5 protein-coding genes are annotated in these 4,025 nt (G+C 52.4%); 2 read left to right on the plus strand and 3 right to left on the minus strand.

From position 1 onward, the window contains the following. Nucleotides 1–487, plus strand: a 487-nt coding sequence (locus WFM46_RS23050) for a UDP binding domain-containing protein (protein WP_336998645.1), incomplete at its 5' end; no start/stop codon positions are given. Nucleotides 488–532: 45 nt separating this feature from the next. Here the strand turns inward: WFM46_RS23050 and WFM46_RS23055 are convergent. Then, on the minus strand, nt 533–1,537 hold the full coding sequence (locus WFM46_RS23055; RefSeq protein ID WP_336998646.1) for an NAD-dependent epimerase: 1,005 nt from the start codon (nt 1,535–1,537) through the stop codon (nt 533–535). A 194-nt stretch (nt 1,538–1,731) separates the two neighbouring features. Between WFM46_RS23055 and wzzB the strand changes: the two genes are divergently transcribed. Next, nucleotides 1,732–2,712 carry an LPS O-antigen chain length determinant protein WzzB gene (gene wzzB, locus WFM46_RS23060; protein ID WP_336998647.1) on the plus strand — a complete coding sequence of 327 codons (981 nt, stop codon included), beginning with the start codon at nt 1,732–1,734 and terminating at the stop codon, nt 2,710–2,712. A 31-nt stretch (nt 2,713–2,743) separates the two neighbouring features. On the opposite strand, the gene hisIE is transcribed toward wzzB, so the two are convergent. Together hisIE and hisF are read right to left on the minus strand one after the other, a co-directional pair. Next, a complete protein-coding gene (gene hisIE / locus WFM46_RS23065) occupies nt 2,744–3,355 on the minus strand; it encodes a bifunctional phosphoribosyl-AMP cyclohydrolase/phosphoribosyl-ATP diphosphatase HisIE (RefSeq protein WP_039030242.1) in 612 nt (203 codons plus the stop codon). Next, nucleotides 3,349–4,023, minus strand: a complete 675-nt coding sequence (hisF, locus tag WFM46_RS23070; RefSeq protein WP_336998648.1) for an imidazole glycerol phosphate synthase subunit HisF — start codon at nt 4,021–4,023, stop codon at nt 3,349–3,351. The genes hisIE and hisF overlap by 7 nt, the downstream gene beginning before the upstream one ends. Nucleotides 4,024–4,025: the final 2 nt, after the last annotated feature.

Genomic DNA, 4,025 nt, shown 5'->3' on the forward strand with positions numbered 1-4,025 from the left:
GATCATCGAAGGCCTGTGCCTCGACCCGCGTATCGGCAACCATTATAACAATCCGTCCTTCGGTTATGGCGGCTATTGCCTGCCGAAAGACACCAAGCAACTGCTGGCTAACTATCAATCCGTACCAAACAATTTAATCTCTGCCATTGTGGATGCTAACCGGACGCGTAAAGACTTCATCGCTGACTCCATTCTGGCGCGTCACCCGAAAGTGGTGGGCGTGTACCGTCTGATCATGAAGAGCGGCTCGGATAACTTCCGTGCCTCCTCCATTCAGGGGATCATGAAGCGTATTAAGGCTAAAGGCGTACAGGTTATTATTTATGAACCGGTGATGAAAGAGGATGAATTCTTCCATTCACGTGTGGTTCGTGACCTGGATGCTTTCAAGAAAGAAGCGGATGTGATCATCTCTAACCGGATGGCCGAAGAGCTCTCTGACGTGGCGGATAAGGTCTATACCCGCGATCTGTTTGGTAGCGACTGATTCATCGGCACCAGAAAAAAGCCCGGCATTATCGCCGGGCTTTTTTTACGCCTTGTAAAACTCGCGATACCAGTCAACAAAGTTTTTCACGCCATCTTTCACCGAGGTCTGCGGTTTAAAGCCGATGACCTCATACAGCGCGGTGGTATCCGCGCTGGTCTCCAGCACGTCGCCAGGCTGAATCGGCATCATGTTTTTGTCAGCTTCAATGCCTAACGCCTCCTCCAGCGCGGTAATGTAGTCCATCAGCTCCACGGGGGAGCTGTTGCCGATGTTATAAACGCGATACGGCGCGGAACTGGTGGCCGGAGAGCCGGACTCAACCGTCCATTCACTGTCTGCCTGAGGGATCACATCCTGCAGGCGAACAATGGCTTCAGCAATATCATCGATATAGGTGAAGTCACGCTTCATCTTACCGAAGTTATAAACATCGATACTCTTACCTTCCACCATGGCTTTAGTGAACTTAAACAGCGCCATATCCGGACGACCCCACGGCCCATAAACGGTAAAGAAGCGCAGACCGGTCGTTGGCAGCCCGTAAAGATGGGAGTAGGTGTGGGACATCAGTTCGTTGGCTTTTTTGGTCGCGGCGTAGAGCGATACCGGGTGGTCAACGGAATCATCGGTCGAGAAAGGCATTTTGCGGTTCAGGCCATAGACCGAACTTGATGATGCGTACAGCAGGTGCTGGACCTTATTGTGACGGCAGCCTTCCAGTACGTTCAGATGGCCGACCAGGTTAGCTTCTGCGTAGGCGTGTGGATTATCCAGGGAGTAGCGTACGCCTGCCTGCGCGGCGAGATGGATCACCCGGTCAAATTTTTCAGCGGCGAAGAGGGCCGCCATACCGTCGCGATCGGCCAGTTCAAGCTTATGGAAGCTAAAGTTCGCGGAGGTGAGCAGATCAAGACGCGCCTGCTTCAGGTTCACATCGTAATAGTCATTGAGGTTGTCGATACCCACAACCTGATGTCCGGCATCCAGGAGCCGCTTGCTGACATGAGCGCCGATAAAGCCTGCTGCGCCAGTGACCAGAAATTTCATAACTGTCCTCATCTGTTACTCATCATGTCCGGTGCGTTAAATACCGGATTTGCGGTATGATAACGCGATGCGCAGGGTAACCAAACATCATATTTTCGTTATGCCTCATCGGATTCCTATAGAAAATCCGAAAACAATCGATAAACTATATCTGAAACTTTATTATTTGCGCTTTTTGGCCTTCTAAGGATTATATGACGCACAACAACAATAACGCGGTCATGCGAAGCAATGACCCTGAACAGATTGATTTGATGGATCTTTTGGTGCAGCTGTGGCGTGGGAAATGGCTTATTGCTGTGTTTGTCGCCATCGCCCTTGTGATTGCCGGCCTGTACTTGGCCTTTGCCAAAGAGAAGTGGACCTCTACCGCGATCATCACCCAACCTGATGCAGCCCAAATTGGCAGTTACAGTAACGCGCTTAATATCCTTTATGGTAGTAATGCGCCGAAACTCACTGAGATTCAGGCAAGCGTAATCACGCGTTATAACGCCTCCTTCTCCGCATTATCCCAGACGCTGGAAAACGGTGCTGTCCCGGAAACGCTGACTATCGAGCCTACCGTTAAAGGCCAGGAGATGCCTCTAAGTATTAAATATGTGGGCAACTCGGCTGAAGCGGCGCAAAAGCAGGTGGCGCAATATATTCAGCAGATTGATGAACTAATTCAAAAAGAGCTTGAAGTTGATCTTAACGATAACATCAAGCAGCAGGTCACCAGCTTGAACGATGTGCTGGGTAACCAGCAGACCATTGCTCAGGAACAAAAAGACCTGCGAATCAGACAGATCACGGAAGCCCTGAAGTATGCTGAAGCGGCCAACATTACCACGCCAAAAATCCAGCAAACCCAGGATGTTACTCAGGAAACAATGTTCCTGTTAGGTACCGAAGCGTTGCAATCTATGATCGCTCATGAATCTTCGCGTCCGCTAACGTTGTCCGACAGCTACTATCAGAACAGACAGAAACTGCTCGATATTCAGAAACTAAAGATCGATCCGACTACCATCCATGCCTATCGCTATGTGATGAAGCCGGACCTGCCGATCCGCCGTGACAGTCCTAAACGTTCGCTGGTGCTTGTTCTGGCGGTACTGCTGGGCGGGATTGTCGGCTCCGGCATCGTGTTAGGACGTAATGCCCTACGCAATTATCAGAGCAGGGCGTAACAGCTAAAAAAACCGGGTTTCCCCGGTTTTTTTATTTGTGCCGCTGGCGCAGATTCTCAATCACCGTCGTTAAGTCCAGATCTTGATCCTGGAGCAGCACCAGCAGGTGATACATCAGGTCAGAGGCTTCATTGGTTAGTTCAGCCCGGTCGTTCACGGTGGCGGCCAGGGCTGTCTCAACGCCTTCTTCACCCACTTTCTGCGCGATACGCTTGGTGCCGCTGGCATAGAGCTTCGCGGTATAGGAGCTTTGCGGGTCGGCCGTTTTGCGTTCGGCCAGCAGTTGCTCCAGCTGGTACAGGAACAGCCACTGGTGGCTGGCGTCGCCAAAGCAGCTGCTGGTGCCCAGGTGGCAGGTTGGTCCGATAGGGTTTACCAGCACCAGCAGGGTATCGTTATCGCAGTCCGGGGTGATGCTGACCACATTGAGAAAATGGCCGGAGGTTTCACCTTTAGTCCACAACCGCTGTTTGGTGCGCGAGAAGAAAGTCACTTTGCCGCTGTCGAGGGTCTTCGCCAGGGCGTCCTGATTCATATAGCCCAGCATCAGCACTTCACCGGATACCGCATGCTGCACCACTACAGGCATCAAACCGTCGGTTTTTTCCCAGTCCAGCTGCGCACGTTGTTGCTCTGTTAACATACCCTAATCTCCACGCCCTGATTCGCCAGGAACGTTTTTAACTCACCAATATTGATAATCTGCTTGTGGAATACCGAGGCCGCCAGCGCGCCGTCAACATCGGCATCACGGAAAGCTTCCAGGAAGTGCTCCATCGTGCCTGCGCCACCCGAGGCAATCAGCGGCACATGGCAGACGGCGCGCATCTTTTTCAGCTGCTCAAGGTCATAACCGTTGCGCACGCCGTCCTGGTTCATCATATTCAGGACAATCTCCCCCGCACCGCGCTTCTGCACTTCCTGTACCCACTCCAGTGTCTCCCACTGAGTCACGCGGGTACGGCTCTCATCGCCGGTGTACTGGTTAACGTGGTATTTGCCGGTGGCTTCATCAAACCAGGTGTCGATGCCGACCACAATGCACTGTACGCCAAAGCGATCCGCCAGACGGGTAATCAGTTCTGGATCGGCCAGGGCAGGGGAGTTGATGGAGATCTTATCGGCGCCAAAGGAGAGAATTTTGGCCGCATCGTCCGCCGATTTAATTCCACCCGCCACGCAGAAAGGAATATCGATCACTTCCGCCACGCGCGCCACCCAGCTTTTATCCACCACGCGTCCATCGCTGGAGGCGGTGATATCATAAAAGACCAGCTCGTCAGCCCCTTCTTCCGCATAGCGTTTTGCCAGGG

It is taken from the genome of Leclercia sp. M50 (genome assembly GCF_037150775.1).
In the GTDB taxonomy this organism is placed as follows: Bacteria; Pseudomonadota; Gammaproteobacteria; order Enterobacterales; family Enterobacteriaceae; genus Enterobacter.

What these genes read in the sequence shown, in the direction of transcription:
- WFM46_RS23055 (WP_336998646.1), bottom strand. Translation starts at nt 1,537, where the DNA reads ATGAAATTTCTGGTCACTGGCGCAGCAGGCTTTATCGGCGCTCATGTC.
- wzzB (WP_336998647.1), top strand. Translation starts at nt 1,732, where the DNA reads ATGACGCACAACAACAATAACGCGGTCATGCGAAGCAATGACCCTGAA.
- hisIE (WP_039030242.1), bottom strand. Translation starts at nt 3,355, where the DNA reads ATGTTAACAGAGCAACAACGTGCGCAGCTGGACTGGGAAAAAACCGAC.